At 47.0% G+C, this 332-nt stretch carries 1 tRNA gene; it reads left to right on the top strand.

Features of this window, described 5'->3' with window-relative positions:
- Window positions 1-111: 111 nt before the first annotated feature.
- A tRNA-Glu gene (locus NV64_RS22975) sits at window positions 112-186 on the top strand.
- The last annotated feature ends 146 nt before the right edge of the window (window positions 187-332 follow it).

Here is a 332-nt window from a genome sequence, read left to right as displayed (position 1 = left end):
GCGGTTGGATCACCTCCTTACCTCAAGATACATTCCCGCGTAGTGCTCACACAGATTGTCTGATGAAAAAGTAATGAGCAAGACGGCTGCGAAGTCGAGACATGATTCAGTGTCCCCTTCGTCTAGCGGTTAGGACTCCGCCCTTTCACGGCGGCAACAGGGGTTCGAATCCCCTAGGGGACGCCACTTGCTTGGTGACAGGTGAAAGGTGTCTCCATCGTATCTTAAAGATGACTTTCGAGTCTGCTTTAAGATATTGCTCTTTAAAAATCCGGAACAAGCTGAAAATTGAAACGACGTATCGTTTTCATTCTCCGTAATAAGAATGAAGT

The sequence above is a fragment of the Erwinia sp. B116 genome, assembly GCF_002865965.1.
Lineage (GTDB): Bacteria > Pseudomonadota > Gammaproteobacteria > Enterobacterales > Enterobacteriaceae > Erwinia.
Note: the sequence above shows the minus strand (reverse complement) of the source record. Positions and strands in the feature narration are given on the sequence as shown.